General features: G+C 51.6%; 15 protein-coding genes. All 15 read right to left on the bottom strand.

The features are described 5' to 3' along the window. Nucleotide 1: 1 nt before the first annotated feature. On the bottom strand, nt 2–1,297 hold the full coding sequence (gene yfmF, locus EDM60_RS18350; protein ID WP_122965248.1) for an EF-P 5-aminopentanol modification-associated protein YfmF: 1,296 nt from the start codon (nt 1,295–1,297) through the stop codon (nt 2–4). A gap of 218 nt (nt 1,298–1,515) precedes the next feature. Continuing rightward, nucleotides 1,516–1,671 carry a hypothetical protein gene (locus EDM60_RS28735; RefSeq protein WP_167470329.1) on the bottom strand — a complete coding sequence of 52 codons (156 nt, stop codon included), beginning with the start codon at nt 1,669–1,671 and terminating at the stop codon, nt 1,516–1,518. A gap of 52 nt (nt 1,672–1,723) precedes the next feature. Further along, nucleotides 1,724–2,902 carry a stalk domain-containing protein gene (locus EDM60_RS18345; protein WP_122965247.1) on the bottom strand — a complete coding sequence of 393 codons (1,179 nt, stop codon included), beginning with the start codon at nt 2,900–2,902 and terminating at the stop codon, nt 1,724–1,726. Nucleotides 2,903–2,989: 87 nt separating this feature from the next. Beyond that, the gene (locus EDM60_RS18340) at nt 2,990–3,949 is read right to left on the bottom strand and encodes an ABC transporter permease (protein ID WP_122965246.1); all 960 of its coding nucleotides are present in this window, start codon (nt 3,947–3,949) and stop codon (nt 2,990–2,992) included. Then, entirely contained in the window at nt 3,949–5,022 is a 1,074-nt protein-coding gene (locus EDM60_RS18335; protein ID WP_122965245.1) for an ABC transporter permease, read from the bottom strand. Before EDM60_RS18335 ends, EDM60_RS18340 begins: the two co-directional genes overlap by 1 nt. Then, nucleotides 5,015–6,529 (bottom strand): ABC transporter ATP-binding protein, encoded by a 1,515-nt coding sequence (locus tag EDM60_RS18330; RefSeq protein ID WP_173596609.1) that lies wholly within the window; start codon nt 6,527–6,529, stop codon nt 5,015–5,017. The genes EDM60_RS18335 and EDM60_RS18330 overlap by 8 nt, the downstream gene beginning before the upstream one ends. A 118-nt stretch (nt 6,530–6,647) precedes the next feature. Next, on the bottom strand, nt 6,648–7,694 hold the full coding sequence (locus EDM60_RS18325) for a BMP family lipoprotein (protein WP_122965243.1): 1,047 nt from the start codon (nt 7,692–7,694) through the stop codon (nt 6,648–6,650). 58 nt (nt 7,695–7,752) lie between these two features. Beyond that, nucleotides 7,753–8,478 carry a GntR family transcriptional regulator gene (locus tag EDM60_RS18320; RefSeq protein ID WP_122965242.1) on the bottom strand — a complete coding sequence of 242 codons (726 nt, stop codon included), beginning with the start codon at nt 8,476–8,478 and terminating at the stop codon, nt 7,753–7,755. A gap of 234 nt (nt 8,479–8,712) precedes the next feature. After that, nucleotides 8,713–11,085, bottom strand: coding sequence for an FtsK/SpoIIIE family DNA translocase (locus EDM60_RS18315; RefSeq protein WP_122965241.1), 2,373 nt, complete (start codon nt 11,083–11,085; stop codon nt 8,713–8,715). Nucleotides 11,086–11,206: 121 nt separating this feature from the next. Continuing rightward, entirely contained in the window at nt 11,207–11,437 is a 231-nt protein-coding gene (locus EDM60_RS18310; protein WP_063227577.1) for a YlzJ-like family protein, read from the bottom strand. Then, nucleotides 11,434–12,264 carry a ClpP family protease gene (locus EDM60_RS18305; RefSeq protein WP_122965240.1) on the bottom strand — a complete coding sequence of 277 codons (831 nt, stop codon included), beginning with the start codon at nt 12,262–12,264 and terminating at the stop codon, nt 11,434–11,436. Before EDM60_RS18305 ends, EDM60_RS18310 begins: the two co-directional genes overlap by 4 nt. A 122-nt stretch (nt 12,265–12,386) precedes the next feature. Beyond that, nucleotides 12,387–14,063, bottom strand: coding sequence for a ribonuclease J (locus EDM60_RS18300; RefSeq protein ID WP_122965239.1), 1,677 nt, complete (start codon nt 14,061–14,063; stop codon nt 12,387–12,389). A 153-nt stretch (nt 14,064–14,216) separates the two neighbouring features. Beyond that, nucleotides 14,217–15,083 carry a 4-hydroxy-tetrahydrodipicolinate synthase gene (gene dapA / locus EDM60_RS18295; RefSeq protein ID WP_122965238.1) on the bottom strand — a complete coding sequence of 289 codons (867 nt, stop codon included), beginning with the start codon at nt 15,081–15,083 and terminating at the stop codon, nt 14,217–14,219. A gap of 58 nt (nt 15,084–15,141) precedes the next feature. After that, complete coding sequence (gene dapG, locus EDM60_RS18290; protein WP_122965237.1) at nt 15,142–16,368, bottom strand: aspartate kinase; 1,227 nt, start codon at nt 16,366–16,368, stop codon at nt 15,142–15,144. An 11-nt stretch (nt 16,369–16,379) separates the two neighbouring features. Then, complete coding sequence (locus EDM60_RS18285) at nt 16,380–17,420, bottom strand: aspartate-semialdehyde dehydrogenase (protein WP_063227582.1); 1,041 nt, start codon at nt 17,418–17,420, stop codon at nt 16,380–16,382. Nucleotides 17,421–17,447 lie beyond the last annotated feature (27 nt).

Below are 17,447 nucleotides of genomic sequence, written 5' to 3'. Positions count from 1 at the left end.
ATTACGCCTCTCCCTTCTTGTCGCGCAGCAAGTAGATCGTATCGATCGCTACCTTGTTCGCCACCCGTTTGATATCTTCGATGCTGGCCTGTTCAATCCCGGCGAGCAATTCGTCCAGCTTCCGCTTGCGGCCGCTGATGACGCCATTGTAGGTAAAATCGATCATGCCGCGGGCACTGTCCAGCAGCTCACGGAACTGGTTGGACAACGTGGCTCTCGTCTGCGACAGTTCTTCCTCGGAGATGTTGCCTGCGCGCATCTGCTCCAGCTGTTCCTTGATGATTTCCACCGCGCGCGAGTATTTGCCCACCTCGATGCCGGACATGATCATCATGATGCCTTTGTGGCTTTCCAGACGCGATACAGCGTAGTAAGCGAGGCTCTCTTTTTCCCGCACATTGACAAACAGCTTGGAGTGCGGGAATCCGCCCAAAATGCCGTTGTACAAGAGCAGCGCCGGATAATCGTCATCCTTGTACGTGACTTGTGTCCGGCAGCCGATATTCAGCTTGGCCTGATTCACGTCGAGTCGATCCACGACTTCTTTTTCCTCCGAAACCGTCTTGGCTGCGCCACCAATTTGCAGCTCGCCAACTTCTTTGCGCTCCAGCGGGATATGGGTGCGGATCGCTGCGGCCACTGCGTCTGGCTCCACGTCCCCCACTACGAACACGTTGATCGGGTTGGACGTTGTGATTTCTTTAAAATAGCGGTACAGCTCTTGTCCCGTGATGGCAGACAAGTCTTGCACCCGTCCTTGAACCAACAGGGCAAAAGGCTCGCCTTTGCACATCTCTTCCGTTACCCGCTGGTTGGCGTACTTCATCTTGTCATCAATCAGGCTTTCGACCCGTTTTTTCAATGTTTCTTTTTCCTGCGACACATACTTCTGCGCAAAAGCATTGTCTTGTACATAAGGGCGCACCAGCATGTCGCCTACGAACTGAATCGCCTGTTCCAGAAGGGCATCGCCTTCGGACAGGTACTTTTCATTCGGCACCTCCATGTAGATTTGCAGGATTTGCCGTTCGCCCTTTTTCATGACATCCACATCAAAAATGGCGCCATACAAAAAATCGAGGTGCGCGCGCAGGAGCTTCGTTTCCGGAAAACGCTCGCTTGCCCGCTTCATGACCATGGCCAAAAGCGCCGTCTTGGTCACGTGTTCCTCCGACAAAGCCTGCTCAATCATCGTCACAATTGTCGTTGTTTTGAATTTGGCGGTCGGAAGGATATGTACGTTCATCCCGTTAATTTGGGAGCTTTGAAACGCGATATCAGACGTCTGTGCTTTCATTGCAACTTCTCCCTTCTCCATCTGCGTATACTTCTCTATTGTAACCAATTGGCAGGCCATCTTTCATCAGAATCTTCCATTATAATTGCCCCGTCTTCCATCGTATGCTCCCCTGGCTTTCCGTACGACTCTCTTCCTCGCCGTCTTGTGCTTTGTTTTCTCCCTGTTTACAAGCAAAAAGAGCAAGCCGCCCTTTTCCGGCGCACTCGCTCTTTTTGCTACAAATCCATATAATCCCAGTCGCGGGTGTTATCTGAAACAGCGTCTTCCTCCACGAACCGGCCGCAATCGGAAGAAAGGCAAAGCACCCCGTCCAACTGCTCGTCGTGAAAAGGCAAACCGTGATTTCCGCCACAGTACGGACAAATCCACATACGAAGTCCTCCTTTTCATTGATCAGGATTCCCTATCGTATAGTCTGTCCCATTAAGCAAACAAGCTTACTACTTTCTTTTGCTCCCAGAAACGCAAATAGTCATACGGATCGACAGCCCGTCCGTTGTCGTTGCGATACAGCCCAAAGTGCAGATGCGGAGCGAACATCCCCACGGTGCCCGTTCCTCCGTAGCCCGTATCCCCGACAAAGCCGATCAACTGTCCTGCCTTGACCTCGCCGCCGATTCGCAATCCCGGTGCGTAGGCGCTCAAGTGAGCGTAATACATGCGAAACTGCCCATTTTTATCCGTAATATTGACTCGCCAGCCACCGTAAGTGTTCCAGCCCACCCGATTAATCGTCCCATCGGAAACCGAGTAGACAGGCGTTCCTTTCGGGGCCATGATATCGATGCCTTCGTGCCTGCGGACACTTCCGCTATTGCTTTCCGTCCATTCTCGATCCGATCCGAAGCTGTCGCCGTAAGGCTCGTACCAGCTCGCATCGTCAAAAGGAAACGAATAGCCTTTTCCTAGCAGACGCTGATCTCCCACTTTGCTCGACAGCGGGTGCTCCGCTTTTTTCGCAGCGTGCGGCAAAAACAAAATTTGCCCTACTGTCAACTGATCGCCTGACAAGTAGTTGTTTTGCTTGATCGCACTCATCGTCGTCCCGTGCCGAAGCGCAATCGCTCCCAGCGTATCCTTTTGCTGAACCACGTACGGATTCCCGGCTTCCGGTACGCTTACGGCGCGATCTTCGACAGGCTTTGTTTGCACATGGGCCACGGAAGCGAGTGCATCCCACTCTACCTGATAGCCGAGCGCCTCGCTGACAAACCGGAGCGGCACCAGCGTCCGCTTGTTGACAATGATCGGCGCCGTCTCCAGCGTGACGCGCTTCCCGTTCACATAGGCGAGTCGACTGTTTATATCCAAAGACACGTGTTCGCCTTTTTGATTAAACGCTACTCTTCGGTTGGTGGCATCATATGTAACCTGCGCGCCAGTCGCTTCCCCGATCACGCGAATCGGCACCAGCATCCGTCCGTTCTGTTTCAGCGGCAGCACATCCGAGTCCACTCCCCGTCCGTCCACCACAATCGATATCACCGGACCTGGTTCTGTTGCTTGCGCTGTACCGATTGCCACGAAACAAAGACAAACAAAAAATGCGCCCAGAATCCCGGCAGAACGTAAACGGCTGTGCTTTTGTAGCCAGCGGTTCATTCTATTCCCTCCCCGTGCAATCTCACATCAAAAATTATCGCACAGGGGATGGAACCGGTTCCAGACGCAAATTATGTCAACTTTTACTTAACGAGAGCCTGTATCGTACGGCTTGCCCAAGGCAGCTGGAGCGCTGGAGCGTCCAACCAGACCGGCCATGACCAAGATGGTCAGCACGTACGGAAGCATGAAAATAAATTCAGTCGGAATGTACTTGGTCAAACCGAAAATCTGCACCAAAGACTTGATCGCCTGGGCAACCCCGAAGAACAGAGCTGCTCCCATGGCTCCAGCCGGATGCCATTTTCCGAAAATCAGCGCCGCAATGGCGATAAACCCTTGTCCCGATACGGTGTTATGGGAAAAGTTGCTCGTCGTGGTCAAAGAGATCGTCGCACCGCCCAATGCAGCCAGCGCCCCACTGATCATGACAGCTGTGTAACGCATTTTTTTCACGTTGATCCCCACTGTATCAGCAGCGCGTGGATGCTCACCAACTGCGCGCAGACGCAGACCGAATGGCGTCTTGAAGATCAAATACCAGGTAAAGAACACGGCAATAAACGCAAGGAAGCTGGTTGGGTACGCCTCAAAGATGGCATGTCCCAAATACGGAATGTCATGGAGAACCGGAATGCTCCATTTTGTAAAGACGCTCGACAAGGTCGTTGTCTGGCCTGCGCCGTTGAAAATAATTTTCGTCAAGTAGACAGACAAGCCCGCCGCCAAAAAGTTCAGGGCCACGCCGCTGACCGTTTGATCCGCTTTAAAGGTGACAGAAGCCACCGCATGCGGAAGCGCGAAAATCGCTCCGGCAACCCCGGCCAAGATAAAGCCAATCCAAGGAGCCAAAGGCCCCAGCGAATCCTGAAACGCGTAGGTCAGCACGGCACCTGTAAAAGCACCGATGATCATCATGCCTTCCAGGGCAATATTCACGACACCAGAGCGCTCCGAGTAGAGCCCGCCCAAAGAGGCAAAAATCAAGGCAGTGGAAAACACGATGGTATCATGAACGAGGTTGCTAATAATTAATCCCCAATCCATCAGTGCCCACCTTCCTTTTTCTTCTGCAAGATTGGTTTAACAAAAATCTTCACGATGCCGTGTGCCGCCACGAAGAAAATAACCGAGGCGATTACGACACGGATCAACTCAACAGGAACGCCCGCGCCGAATTTCATTCCAGCCGCCCCAAACGTGAGGATACCGAACAAAATCGCGGCAAGCACGACACCCAATGGCGTATTTCCGCCGATCAGGGCAACCGCAATTCCATCAAAACCATAGCCAGGCTGCGCCGTCATGATCGCTTGATAATGGAAGACTCCCAAAATCTCGCAAGCTCCACCGATTCCCGCAAACATTCCACCAATGAACATCGCTTTTACGACATTGCGGTTGACGTTCATCCCGGCGTATTCGGATGCGTGCGGATTCAGACCTACTGCGCGCAATTCATAGCCCGACTTTGTTTTCCAAAGAATGACGTAGAAGAAAATAGCGGCAAGGACAGCAATCAGTGTTCCCCAGTGCAGACGGGCACTGTCAAACATTTGCGAAAGCCATGTGATCGTGATCATCGATGATTCCTTGATCATTTCCGAACGTTGTTGGCCAGTTGGAATGAAGAAAGCATTCATCACCCAGTTAGCCAAATACAGAGCAACCCAGTTCAACATGATGCTCGTGATTACTTCGTTCACGCCGCGAGCGGCTTTCAAGTAACCGGCAATGGAACCCCACAAGCCACCTGCTACCGCACCCGCAATAACAGCGAGCGGAGCGTGGATGTAGGCAGGCAGGTCAAAAGAAACCCCAACGGTTGTAGCAGCGATCATCCCTACGATGAACTGCCCCTCAGCCCCGATGTTGAAAAGACCTGTCCGAAAGGCAAACGCCACTGCAAGACCCGTAAAAATCAGCGGCGTAATTTGGCGAATCGTTTCCCCGAAGTTGTACGCGCTTCCGAATACTTTTTCAATCAGGGCCATGTAAGCCTGAATCGGGTTGAAGCCCCCTGCCAGCATCGCAATCGCACCCGTCAACAAGCCGAGAATGATTGCCACTACAGGGACGAGGAACGATTCTTTTGTAAAGACGGCTATCACTTTATTCATCGTTTCCTCCTCCAGGCATTCGTTTTCCACCGGACATCATCAAGCCCAGCTCTTGTTCACTTGTCGCTTTGGCATCGACGATTCCTACAATGCTGCCTTCGTAAATAACGGCAATCCGGTCGGATACGTTAATGATTTCATCCAACTCAAGCGAGAGCAGGAGAACCGCTTTTCCGTTGTCGCGCTGTTCAATCAGACGTCGATGGATGAACTCGATCGCTCCGACGTCCAAACCGCGAGTAGGCTGCGCCGCAATCAACAGATCAGGGTTCTTGTCCACTTCGCGGGCAATAATCGCCTTCTGCTGGTTACCACCGGACAAAGCGCGCGCTGGCGTGTAGATCGAAGGCGTGCGCACGTCAAATTCTTCGATGAGTTTGGCCGCATGCTTGTCAATCGCGCCATAATCGAGAAAACCGTTTTTGTTAAACGTTGGATGGAAATACGTTTCCAATACCATATTCTCGCTCATGGTGAAATCGAGAACCAATCCGCGCTTGTGACGGTCTTCCGGAATGTGGGACAAGCCCGATTCGGAAATGCTGCGCGGAGATTCGTTGGTGATTTCTTTACCATTGAGAAGGACACGGCCGCTGGTCGCTTTGCGCAACCCGGTCAATACTTCAATCAGTTCGCTCTGTCCGTTGCCGTCTACGCCTGCAATCCCGAGAATTTCGCCTGCGCGAACTTCGAGGCTGAGATTGTTCAGTGCGTTGACACCCCGGTTGCCCATCGCTGTCACGTTTTCGACAGCAAGGATCGTTTCCTTCGGTTTTGCTGCTATCTTGTCCACGTGGAAGCTGACTTCACGTCCGACCATTTTCGCAGCAAGCTCATCCGGATTGGTATCCTTAATCAATACAGAGTCAATCACTTTTCCGCGTCGGATGATGGTGCAGGCATTACATACCGCCATAATCTCTTTCAGCTTGTGGGTAATCAAAATAATGGTCTTGCCCTCTTTGACCAAGTTATGCATGATTTCAATGAGTTCATGAATTTCTTGAGGGGTCAGAACAGCAGTCGGCTCGTCGAAAATCAGGATGTCGGCCCCGCGATAAAGCGTTTTCAAGATCTCTACGCGTTGTTGCATACCTACGGAGATATCCTGAATCTTTGCTCTAGGATCAACCTTTAGTCCGTATTGATTCGAAAGCTTTTCCACCGCTTTTTCCGCGCTCTGGATATCTATTTGCAACCCGTTTTTCGGTTCGTTTCCCAATACAATGTTTTCTGTTACCGTAAACGTCTCCACAAGCATAAAGTGCTGGTGTACCATCCCGATGCCAAGTTCGTTGGCAACGTTCGGACTTGTAATTTTCACTGCTTTTTCGTTGATGAGGATTTCGCCCTCATCCGGTTGATACAGGCCAAACAAAATGTTCATTAACGTCGACTTGCCTGCGCCATTCTCGCCGAGAAGCGCATGAATTTCGCCTTGCTTGACAGAAAGCGTGATGTTATCGTTTGCCACAATCCCTGGGAACCGCTTGGTAATCCCTCGCATCTCAACTACTTTTTTTACCGAACTCAACCATGCTCACCCCATTTTTTTGGGTTAATGTGAAGGTAAAGAACAAGGCCAGTTCCTCGAACCAGCCTTGTCCCTTTGCCGCTTCATCGTTTTACTTGTCTGGCACTTGGATTTCGCCTTTAACGATTTTTTGCTTGTACTCATCAACCAGCTTCAGTACGTCTTCTGGAACGTTCTTCGTGGATGTGGAAGCCAAGCCTACACCGTCTTCAGCAAGACCGAGCCATTTGATTTTACCGCCCTCGAATTTACCTTCGGACAGGTCTTTGGATACACGATATACAGCTTCGTCAACGCGTTTTACCATGGAAGTGAGAGTGATCTCATCGCCGAAAGTCAGGGATTGGTCTTTGTCTACACCGATTACCCAAACGTTTTCGCCTTTAGCTTTGCGGTCTTTTGCTTCGTTAAATACGCCATCACCTGTACCGCCGGAAGCGTGGAAGATGATGTCAGCGCCTTGACCGTACATTTGGGAAGCAGTGGATTTGCCAAGGTCAGGCTTGTCAAATGCACCTGTGTATACTTTGATTACTTTTACGCTAGGATCAGCAGCTTTCACACCTGCTTCGAAACCAACTTCGAAGCGTTTGATAACTGGAATTTCAACGCCGCCCACGAAACCAACTGTTTTCGTTTTGGACATTTTCGCTGCAACTACCCCAGCGAGGAAAGAACCTTCGTGCTCTTTGAAGAGTACGGATTCTACGTTTGGCGCGTCTACTTCAGCATCGATGATCGCCAGTTTTGCATCTTTGTTTTCGTCAGCAACTTTTTTCAGGTGGTCGCCCATCAGGAAACCGATACCCCAAGTCAGATCCCATTTGTCTTTTACAAATTGAGTCAGGTTAGGTACATACTCAGCATCACTTGTAGATTGCAGGTAGTTAACGCTGTCTTTCGGCAGATTCATGTCGGCTTGGAATTTTTGCAGACCTTCCCAAGCACTTTGGTTGAAGGAGTTGTCGTTTACGCCGCCAACGTCAGTAACCATACCAATTTTGACAGCTGTTTTGGCACCGCCTTCAGCGCCTCCAGTTTGACCTTGAGGTTGTGCTTCTGGTTTGCTTCCGCATCCGGCAAGAACCAGCGACAGGCTGAGTGTTGCCACAGAAAGCACGGATAGAACTTTCTTCATCTGAGATTACCCCCTGTTTTTAGTTGATGAAAATTGTTGAGTGAGGTTTCCCTCACGGTTACAACCGTCTCCGCACGACGTGAAAGTGAATTTTGTCAGCTCTGAAGTAGTTATGGGAGTATAAAACAGGCTTTTCACTTTCGTCGTAATGAATCTGCTTGAGCAAGAGCAGCGGTGTGGATTTGTCGCAATGCAGCAGATTGGAAACCTTTTCATTGTAGCCCATGGGTACAATGTGAGCCACCGCATAAGCGATCCGCACCCCAGTAGCGCTCTCCAGCCATTTGAAAATGGACTCTCCGCCAGCCGTATAGCCTTCTGGCACCAAGCGCGCGGGAATACGGTCTATGCAATAGACCACAGGTTCGCCGTCAGCTGTCCGAATGCGTTCTACCATCAGCACGCCTTCGCCTGGATTCAAGGCCAAGCTCTTACGCTCGTCTTCCCCAGATTCGCCAAAGGATGTCTTCAGGATCATCGTTCCTGCCGCGTACCCTTGACGCTCAATTGCATCCGTCACACTAAAGAGTTCCCCAATTCCCCCTGAAAAAACAGGTTTTGAATTGATAAAAGTACCGACTCCGTGCCTACGAATGACAATTTTCTCTTCTTCCAGAAGACGAAGCGCCTCGCGAAGTGTTGCCCTGCTTACACCTAACTGTTTGGATAGTTCGGCTTCGGACGGGAGGCGTTCACCAGCACGCAGCTGTCCGCTTTCAATATCGCTCTTGATTTTATCCATAACCAAGAGGAAAAGTGATCGAACGTTTCCTTTAATGCTCATCGTCAATTCACTCCTGTTGTCCTTCGAGCCATCCCAACAGGTAGGACGTCAGACCTCTGATTCTCATGAGACGTGATAGCAACAATTTCCCTCAATCTGTTAAAAATTTTACATGAGGGGCGTGTATCATGCAAGTCAAATCTTTTTGAACAACGGGTGGAAACGAAAAAAAATATCCCTCTCGTCAGCGAAAAAAAGACTTTGCTGGCTATGTTTTTCCAGCAAAGTCCATCCCTAGGATATATTGGATTCGATAGAAGGACGCGGAACGCGAACCTCTCGCGGTTTGGAGCCTTCATACGGCCCTACGATCCCTTGCGCTTCCATCATGTCGATCAACCGTGCGGCTCTCGTATAACCGACACGCAAACGGCGCTGCAACAGCGATGCGGAAGCAGTCTGTGCTTCGGACACGATCTGTACAGCCTGATCGTACAGATCGTCATCCACGACAGCCTGCTGTTCCTCTTGCACTTCGCCAGGAATCATTTCTTCGTTATAGCGAACTTCCTGCTGCTCTTTGACAAAGCGGACGACTTCCTCCACCTCTTTGTCCGATACAAAAGCGCCCTGAACGCGAATCGGCTTAGATGCTCCCATCGGCAACGACAGCATATCTCCTCGGCCGAGCAGCTTCTCGGCTCCTCCCATATCCAAAATCGTGCGGGAGTCCGCCATGGAAGACACGCCGAAGGCAATGCGGGAAGGGATGTTCGCCTTGATGACACCCGTGATGACATCGACAGACGGGCGCTGTGTGGCAATGATCAAGTGAATCCCCGATGCACGCGCCATCTGCGCCAAGCGGCAGATGGCGTCCTCCACTTCACCAGGAGCTACCATCATCAGGTCGGCAAGCTCGTCGACGATGACGACGATGTACGGCAAAGGTGTGCCTTGCACCTGGGCGTTGTACATTTCGATGTTGCGGCTGCCCGTTTTCGCAAACAGGTTGTAGCGCCGCTCCATTTCGGCCACGACTTTTTTCAGGGCGACAGACGCCCGTTTCGGGTCGGTCACTACCGGAGCCAGCAAATGCGGGATTCCGTTGTAAATGTTCAGCTCGACCATTTTCGGGTCGACCATCATCAGCTTGACTTCGTCCGGTCTTGCCTTGAACAAAATGCTCATGATCAAGCCGTTGATGCAGACAGACTTCCCGCTTCCCGTGGCTCCGGCCACAAGCAAGTGCGGCATTTTCGTCAGGTCAGCGACAATCGGCTCGCCAGAAATATCACGGCCCAAAGCTACGGTGAGCTTGCCAGGCGCATCCTGGTATTGCGGCGCTTCCAGCACTTCTCTCAGCGATACGACCGCTACCTCGGAGTTCGGTACCTCAATCCCGATTGCCGACTTCCCTGGAATTGGAGCCTCGATGCGAATGTCTTTGGCAGCCAGAGCCAAGGCCAAATCGTCTGTCAAACTGACAATTCTGCTCACTTTTACCCCGGTGGCAGGCTGAACCTCGTACCGGGTGACTGCTGGCCCGCGGTGCACTTCGGAAACCGTCGCGCTGACGCCGAAGCTTTTCAACGTCTGCACAAGCTTGGCCGCATTTGAGGTGTGATCGACGTCTTTGGCTGTACCTGCTTGGCGCGGTCTGGCGAGCATCTGCAAGCTCGGCAGCTCATAAGGTGCGGCTGGCTGTTCTTCTGCTGTCTCCAGCGTCCCGAAAATCTCTTCGTCTCCCTCCAGGGCAAACGTAATTTCCTGTGTCGCTTGCGCTGTGGCAGTCTTCGCCGGACGTGCTGCTGCGGCTGGCTCTACAGTCTCTTCATCCTCCAGAGCAATCCGGTCGGCAAAGTCGCGAATCACCGGGATGACGAGCTGTTCATTTGCCTGCTCATCGTGCGCTGTCCTGATCTCTCTAACAGGCAGCGGAGTCGCCTCTTGATCGGCGGTCTCTGCCAGCTTTTGCTTGCGTTGTTCGTCGGCTTCCTTCGTCGCTTGTTTTCTGCGCTCGCTCTCTTCCTGCAAAAGCTGCACGGAGTCTTTGACGGTCTCCTTTGCTTTTCCGTAAAAAAGCGCCATTTTGTCGCGGAGAAACATCACAATGTTCACATAAGACAGATTGAACAGAAACATGAGGCCGACGAGGAACAAGAAGACGATCATCAAGCCCGTCCCGATCGTCCCGACCAGACCGTTCGTGACGGCAAAGAACAGAGCGCCTACCATGCCTCCGCCTACTCCGGTTGTGGATACTTTTTGACTGTGATCCAGCCAGACCCGGTCCCAGGTCACGCGGATGATGCTCTGCTCCGCGAACTTGCCGTCTGCCGTGATCTGCTTGTACAAAATCATGTGGTCCCACGTCAAAATCGCCACCATGATCAGCACGATGCCAAGCACGCGATACGTCAAGCGCGGTGCCTGGCGGGTAAACATCATGAACACAGCCATGACAATCATCAGCACCGGGAGCAAGAAATCCCAGGAGCCCGCAATAAAGCGGAACAGAAAAGCCAGAACGTTTTTGCCCAGCCACCCGCTTTCGAGCAGTCCGATCAAGGACAGCACAATAATGAGCAGTCCCAGCAGCTCTATTTTGACAACTGAGGCCAATGCCGCTTGCGACCGCTCTTTTTTTCTTCTACTCAATGGCACGCCTCCTTCTTGTGCTTTTTCCAGATATGTACAAAATGGTAAAAAGGCAGCCGTATTTTGTTCGGCTGCTGTTCGTACACAATTAGTATAACACAGGAAATTCATAGAAATACAGGACTTCTTAGACGAGCCATTCGGGGCGAAATTGAACTTTTTGTCCAGGGGCATAGTGCGGTTTCAAATAATCTTGCGGGTCTGGACTGATCAAACGGACAATTCTTCCTTCATACGGTCCGGTGCGCTCTACCAGCATCGTCGCGTGACCGTTCGTAATTTCTTCCAGCTCCTGCTTTTCGACCTGCTCCATATTGGCAAATACCGTTTCCGTCGGGATAATCGAGTACAAAATCATTGGAGAACGCGCTCCTCCCCGCTGCGTGCTTTCTCGATCAGCTCATTCAGCTTTTTCAACGCCTTGCCCAAGCCTCCGACCTCATCGATCAAGCCATACTTGACGGCATCGACACCGATGACGTTTGTTCCGATGTCGCGAGTCAACTCGCCTGTGCGCGTCATCAACTCGCGAAACTTTTCTTCGGAGATGTTGGAGTGGCGAGCGATAAAGCTGACGACGCGATCCTGCATTTTGTCCAGGTATTCAAACGTTTGCGGCACGCCGATCACAAGGCCAGTCAAGCGGATCGGATGAATCGTCATCGTGGCTGTCTCCGCGATAAAAGAATACGAGCCGGCAACTGCAATCGGCACGCCAATGCTGTGTCCGCCGCCAAGAACGAGCGTCACGACCGGCTTGGACATCGACGACACCATCTCGGCGATCGCCAGCCCTGCTTCAACGTCTCCCCCGACCGTGTTCAAAATGACGAGTACGCCTTCGATTTTGTTGTTCTGCTCGGCTGCCACGAGCTGCGGAATGAGGTGTTCGTACTTGGTCGTCTTGTTTTGCGGAGGCAGCTGAATATGCCCTTCTACTTGCCCGATAATGGTCATACAATAAATATTGCTTTCCAGTTGCGGAACATTCGTTTGCCCCAGCTGGGTGATGGAGTCCAAGAGCTTTTTCTTCGGATCTTCCTGCGCAGGCGCTTCAGGCGGAGCAACGGCAGGCTCCTGCTCTTCCGGAGGTGAGCTTTGTGGCGCTGGGCCTTTGTTATTGTTCAGTGCTGTGCTTGCAAATGGGGGCTTATTTAAAAATTGGTTGTATGGTTGCTTCGACATGGATGATACTCCCTCCCTTTCCTCTGTAGTATGGATAGCAGGTGGGAAAATCATGCGCCCGGGCAAGCCAAAAAAAGCCAGGAACCCCTGTGGTTACAGAGGATTCCTGACTCTTTGCTTGCTTACACTTCCATGATAATCGGCAAGATCATCGGACGGCGACGAGTTTGTTCGTACAGGTAACGTCCCAACGATTCTTTTACATTGTTTTTGAGGGATGACCATTCATTTACGTTTTCTTCCATGCACTTGACAAGTGTTTGGGTCACTATGCGATTCGCTTCATCCAGCAATTCCTCGGATTCACGCACATAGACGAAACCGCGAGAGATGATGTCTGGACCAGAAAGAATCGTGCCATTTTGTTTGCTGAGTGTAACGACAACTACCAGTATGCCATCTTGTGACAGTAATTTGCGATCTCTAAGTACGATGTTTCCTACATCGCCGACACCGAGGCCGTCGATCAGGACATTGCCCGCGTGGACTTTCGGGCCGTAACGCGCCCGTCCACCGGAGATTTCCACCGTGTCGCCGTTATCCAGCAAAAAGATGTTCTCCTCCGGGATGCCAACCTGTTCAGCGAGGAGCGAGTGCGTTTTGAGCATCCGGTATTCGCCGTGAACAGGAATAAAGTACTTAGGCTTCATTAAATTCAACATCAGGCGCAACTCTTCCTGGCTGCCATGACCGGAGACGTGGACGGTTCCGTTTGGTCCATGGCCGCCATAAATGACGTCAGCGCCAATTCTCGAAAGCTGGTCAATCGTGCGTGCAACATACTTTTCATTCCCCGGAATCGGGGTCGCTGCGATGATGACCGTATCTCCTGGAAGGATGTCAATTTTCCGATGGGCGGATCGGGCCATGCGTGTGAGCGCAGACATTGGCTCTCCTTGGCTTCCAGTAGATAAAATAACGACTTGCTCAGCAGGCAGCTTGTTGATTTCGTCGCTCTCGACAATCAAGCCGTCCGGAACGAACAAATAACCCAGCTCTCTGCTGATATTCATGACATTTTGCATGCTTCGGCCAACAACCGTCAGCTTGCGGTTGAACTGCACCGCTGCATCCACAACCTGCTGAATGCGGTGAACGTTGGATGCGAAGGTAGAAACGACGATGCGTCCCGTCGCCTTGCTGAAAACATCCTTGATCGCGATGCCAACAGAGCGCTCCGATCCGGTAAATCCTGGACGTTCTGCATTGGTACTGTCCGACAACAGGCACAGCACTCCACGATCGCCAATCATCGCCATTTTGGCCAAGTCGGCTGCCTGGTTATTGATTGGTGTTTGATCGAACTTGAAGTCCCCGGTGTGGACGACGTAGCCTTCCGGTGTGTCCAGGCATACTCCCACGCAATCCGGGATACTGTGATTCACCCGGAAAAAGGTCGCTTTCATTTTCCCGAGGACAACCTCTGAATCACTGTTGATCAATACTCGTTTCGTTTCGTTTAGAATACCCGCTTCTTTCAATTTTGCATCAATCAGACCGAGGGTAAGTTTTGTCGCATAAACCGGGACTTTCAAATGCTTCAGCACGTAGCTGAGGCCGCCGATGTGGTCTTCGTGTCCATGCGTAATAATAATACCCCGAACTTTATCACGGTTCTCTTCCAAGTAGGTGATATCCGGAATCACCATGTCAATTCCCAGCATTTCCTCTTCCGGGAATTTCAATCCGGCATCAATCACTACGATGTCGTCCCCGCTTTGTACCACGTACATATTCTTCCCAATTTCGCCGACTCCGCCCAGGGCGAAAATGAGAACAGAGTGATTCGACTTTGCCAAACGTGTAACCTCCTATATTTAGTTGTCATGTCCACTCAAAAAAACCGCCCCAAATCACTTGTTTTCATTATACCCGAAGTGAAAACCTGAACACAAGGAAAAAGAGCCATCCCGTTTATGGAATGGCTCTTGGTCTTCTTGTTATTGGGCTTCTTAGGCGAACAAGGAGTGGACAAACGCTTTTTCCTGTTCGTTCAGCTCGACCAATGGCAGACGAACTCCACCAGTGGCTACTCCCAGTTTTTCCAGAGCGACTTTTGTCGGCCCAGGACTTGGATAAGCGAACAGTCCGTCGAACACAGGCACGAGCTTGCGATGAATGCTCGCCGCTTCCGCATGGTTGCCCTGGAAAAAAGCGTCCATCATCTCCGTCATTTGCCGGCCGACAACGTGACTGGCTACACTGACAATCCCCACTCCGCCAATGGACAAAATCGGCAAAGTCAGTCCGTCATCACCGCTGTACAGCTCAAAGCCTTCCGGAGCATGCTCGATAATTTGCGCCATTTGGCTCAAATTGCCGGATGCTTCTTTGATGCAGACCACATTGGGCAGCTGGGCCAAGCGCAAGGTCGTCTCCGCAGTCATATTCACGACAGAACGGCCCGGCACGTTGTACAGCATGACCGGAAGCTCTGTGGACTCTGCCAGCGCTTTGAAATGAGCGTACAGGCCCTCCTGAGACGGCTTGCTGTAGTAAGGAGCGACGACCATCACGGCATCTACGCCAATCGATTGAACAGCCTCGGTGAACTCGATGCTCGCTGCGGTGTCATTGCTGCCTGTTCCAGCGATAATATGGCACTTCCCTTTTGCATAAGCGACTGCGTGGCGAAACAGCTCCAGCTTCTCCGCACGGGAGAGCGTCGGCGATTCGCCAGTTGTGCCGCTCAGCACGATCCCTGTCGTTCCGTTTGCGATCAGGTGATCGATCAGGCGTTCCGTTTTATCGAAATCGATCTGTAATTGTTCATTAAAAGGCGTTACCATCGCGGTAACAAGCCGACCAAAACGTGCCACTAGCTTTCCAACTCCTCTTGTTGTGATCAGTAGGCATCAAAAATGAAGATAAGATCGCTCACATATGGTGGGCATGGAGATTGAACTGCTGATGCAAGGCGCGTACGGCCCGCACCATATCCATCTCATGCACCAAAACCCAGATGGTCGTATGGGAGTCAGCTGACTGAAGAATCTGGATGTCTTCCTGCGTCAATGCCTCTACGATTTGTGCCATGACGCCCGGCACTCCCGTCATTCCTGCCCCGATTACCGACACTTTCGCGCAATGCGGCAAGAGCTGCGGCTCATATCCCATGTCCGTCAGCAGCTCGGCTGCTTTGGCTCCCATCTCATCGTGAACCGTGTAAGCAACCCCTAACGGATTCACGTTGATGAAATCGACACTGATATTATTGGTTGCCATGGTTTTGAAAACTTGCAGCTGTGTATCGTAGTACCCTTCCTTGTTGGCTACCTTGATCTGCGTAATATTCGGCACGTGGGCGATCCCCATGACGACTCTGTCCTGAACCGAGTAGCCTTTTTTGCCGATCTCCAGCATGGTCGTCACAAGTGTGCCAGGGTCGTCCGAAAACGTAGAGCGGACACGAATCGGCACGTTGGCCTGCATCGCGATTTCTACCGCTCGTGGATGGATGACTTTTGCTCCGAGGTGAGCCATGTTGCAAATTTCCGTGTAAGTCACCATTTCCAGCGGCTGCGCTTCTTCGACGATCCGCGGGTCCGCTGTCATGATGCCTTCCACATCGGTAAAAATGTCCACCATTTCCGCTTGCAGGGCAACGCCGAGCGCTGTTGCTGTCGTGTCGCTGCCCCCGCGGCCGAGCGTCGTAATTTCCCAATCGACCGTCCTTCCCTGAAACCCGGGAACGATCACCACTTGACCCGCTTGCAAGTCTTGCAAAATGCGGCTCGGGTCAATGGTCGTAATTTGCGCGTTGGTAAAATCGTCGCTGGTCACGATGTTGGCCTGACCGCCTGTCAAAATCGTCGCTTTGATTCCACGCGCGTTCAACATGCTGCACATGACTGTAGCGGAGATGATTTCCCCCGTATGCATCAGCATATCCATTTCACGACGAGGCAGTTGGTTCCCATTGGAGCGAACCAACTGCAAAAGAGTATCGGTTGCATATGGGTCACCCTTGCGCCCCATGGCCGATACGACAACGACGAGGGCATAGCCTTCGTCGATCGCCTTTTCTATATGGTAGATTGCCCGCATCCGGCAATCTTCCGTCGTCAAGGAAGAACCACCGAACTTCTGGACGAGAATCTTCACAAACCTCTCCCCTATGCTCTTGCTTTGATGAGTTCTTCAGCGATTTGTACTGTATTCCATGCTGCACCTTTGAGAAGGTTGTCAGATACGATCCACATATGCAGTCCTCGAGGGTGATGGAGATCACGACGCAAGCGGCCGACAAAAATATCCAGCTTGCCAGTAGCATCCGTAGCCAGAGGATACTGCTGTTCTTGCGGCGCGTCTACCACCACTACGCCAGGGGCGTTTTCCAAGAGTGCTTTTACTTCGTTCAGGTCGTAATCCTGTTTCAATTCGACGTATACCGACTCACTGTGTCCGTAAACGACCGGAATGCGTACGCATGTGGCAGAAACCAGCACCGTGTCATCACCGAAGATTTTTTTGGTTTCATTCACCATTTTCATCTCTTCGTAAGTAAAACCGTTGTCGGTAAACACATCAATTTGCGGAATCGCGTTAAAGGCAATTTGATGGTGAACAGGCAGCTTGCCAACAGGCAGAACCTGACATTGTGCCTCTTTGCCGTCAAGCACGTCGCGGCTCTGTTCGTGCAACTCATTGATTGCCGATTGGCCTGCGCCAGAAACTGCCTGGTAAGTAGAAACGATAATGCGGTCTATTCCAAAACGATCATACAAGGGTTTCAGAGCGGCTACCATCTGAATGGTGGAGCAGTTCGGATTCGCAATGATTCCATTATGGGCGAGAGCGGCATCCATGTTTACTTCAGGCACCACCAGAGGAACATCCGGGTCCATCCGGAACGCGCTGGTATTGTCAATGACGACAGCACCGTGGCGCACTGCATGATGAGCCAGTTCCTTGCTCACGGAGCCACCCGCGCTAAACAAGGCAAAATCGATTCCCGCAAAGCTATCAGGAGTTGCTTCTTCCAGGACAACTTCTTGTCCCTTGAACGTGACCGTCTTGCCGGCAGAACGTCCAGAAGCAAGCAGCTTGAGCTGTTTAATGGGGAAGTTGCGCTCTTCCAGCAAGCGAATCATTTGTTGTCCGACTGCGCCAGTCGCACCGACTACTGCTACATTGTAAGTCAGTTGGTTAGCCATCTCTTACTCTCCTCCTAATCGCAAAAA

The organism is Brevibacillus parabrevis (assembly GCF_003710905.1).
In the GTDB taxonomy this organism is placed as follows: Bacteria; Bacillota; Bacilli; order Brevibacillales; family Brevibacillaceae; genus Brevibacillus; species Brevibacillus parabrevis.
This window is presented reverse-complemented; position numbering and strand designations above follow the sequence as displayed.

What these genes read in the sequence shown, in the direction of transcription:
- yfmF (WP_122965248.1), bottom strand. Translation starts at nt 1,297, where the DNA reads ATGAAAGCACAGACGTCTGATATCGCGTTTCAAAGCTCCCAAATTAAC.
- EDM60_RS28735 (WP_167470329.1), bottom strand. Translation starts at nt 1,671, where the DNA reads ATGTGGATTTGTCCGTACTGTGGCGGAAATCACGGTTTGCCTTTTCAC.
- EDM60_RS18345 (WP_122965247.1), bottom strand. Translation starts at nt 2,902, where the DNA reads ATGAACCGCTGGCTACAAAAGCACAGCCGTTTACGTTCTGCCGGGATT.
- EDM60_RS18340 (WP_122965246.1), bottom strand. Translation starts at nt 3,949, where the DNA reads ATGGATTGGGGATTAATTATTAGCAACCTCGTTCATGATACCATCGTG.
- EDM60_RS18335 (WP_122965245.1), bottom strand. Translation starts at nt 5,022, where the DNA reads ATGAATAAAGTGATAGCCGTCTTTACAAAAGAATCGTTCCTCGTCCCT.
- EDM60_RS18330 (WP_173596609.1), bottom strand. Translation starts at nt 6,529, where the DNA reads ATGCGAGGGATTACCAAGCGGTTCCCAGGGATTGTGGCAAACGATAAC.
- EDM60_RS18325 (WP_122965243.1), bottom strand. Translation starts at nt 7,694, where the DNA reads ATGAAGAAAGTTCTATCCGTGCTTTCTGTGGCAACACTCAGCCTGTCG.
- EDM60_RS18320 (WP_122965242.1), bottom strand. Translation starts at nt 8,478, where the DNA reads ATGAGCATTAAAGGAAACGTTCGATCACTTTTCCTCTTGGTTATGGAT.
- EDM60_RS18310 (WP_063227577.1), bottom strand. Translation starts at nt 11,437, where the DNA reads ATGATTTTGTACTCGATTATCCCGACGGAAACGGTATTTGCCAATATG.
- EDM60_RS18305 (WP_122965240.1), bottom strand. Translation starts at nt 12,264, where the DNA reads ATGTCGAAGCAACCATACAACCAATTTTTAAATAAGCCCCCATTTGCA.
- EDM60_RS18285 (WP_063227582.1), bottom strand. Translation starts at nt 17,420, where the DNA reads ATGGCTAACCAACTGACTTACAATGTAGCAGTAGTCGGTGCGACTGGC.